A 1,224-nucleotide genomic window follows, 5' to 3' on the forward strand; every position below is an offset into this window, starting at 1 on the left:
TGATGTACCCCGGCTTTCGTGGAGTCGCCTTGGTTGACTTACATGCCTGCGCCCCCTTCAGGAGAGGCCGGCATGGCAAGGAGATATCTCCCTGAGTTCCGCCGGAAGGTCCTGGACCTGTTGCAGGCCGGCCGGACCGTGCGGCAGGTGGCCTTCGATCTACAGATCAGCGACCAGACGATCTACAACTGGCGCGAGCAGGAGCTGATCGACACCGGTCAGAAACCCGGCATCACCTCCTGCGACCACATTGAGCTGGTCGCGGCCCGGCGCAAGATCGCCGAGCTGGAGACCGAGCTGGCCGTGACCAGGCGTGCTGCGGAGCTGTTGAGAGAGGCGGTGCCCCCAAAAGACGGTTCGAGGCCATCGCGGTGATGGCCGCCGAAGGGCTCCCCATCCAGATCTGCTGCCGGATTATGAACATGTCGGAGTCGGGCTTCTACGCCTGGCGAAGTCGCCCATCCTCGGTTCGGGAGCTGCGACACCTCTGGCTGACCGAGCAGATCCGGCAGGTACACGCCGCCTCCAACGGCGTCTACGGCGGCATGCGAGTGCATGCCGAACTCACGCTGGGACGCGGCATCGCGGTCGGGCACGGAGCGGTGGCCATGCTGATGAGCCGGGCCGGCCTCAAAGGGCTACCCGGCAACCGGCGGCGTCGGCCTATCCACCAGACACCAACCACCACGGACCTGGCCGGGCCGCCGATTAGCCCGCACCGCGCCGAACCAGCTGTGGGTCAGGAGACATCACCGAGCACCCCACCTGCGAGGGCAAGGTCTACTGCTGCTGCGTCGTGCTGGATGCCTACTCCCGGCGCGTGGTGGGCTGGTCCATCGACTCGACGCAGACCGCCACACTGGTCACCAACGCGCTCGGCATGGCGATCGGCAACCGCACACCATCGCCCGGAACACTGATCCACTCCGATCACGGGGTGCAGTTCACCTCCTGGGCGCATCCCCGGCGCGCCAAGGCATCCGGCCTGGTCCCGTCCATGGGATCGATCGGTGACTGCTTCGACAACGCCGTCATCGAGTCGTTCCAGGGACGGACGCAGACCGAACCGCTCAACCGCAAGCGATGGAAGACCCGCATCGAGCCGGCGAGCGCGATCTTCGAATACCTGGAGATCCTCCGCAACCGGCAACGACGACACAGCGCCCTGGGAATGCTCACCCCCATCGAGTACGAGATGCTCTACCCGAACGCCCAGCCGGCATG

General features: G+C 65.8%; 1 pseudogene. It reads left to right on the forward strand.

Annotation, left to right across the window (positions count from 1 at the left end):
* Window positions 1-72 precede the first annotated feature (72 nt).
* Window positions 73-1,224 (forward strand): annotated as a pseudogene (locus ACSDR0_RS50705) (IS3 family transposase); the annotation flags it as partial.

The organism is Streptosporangium sp. G11, from assembly GCF_051192615.1.
GTDB lineage: Bacteria > Actinomycetota > Actinomycetes > Streptosporangiales > Streptosporangiaceae > Streptosporangium.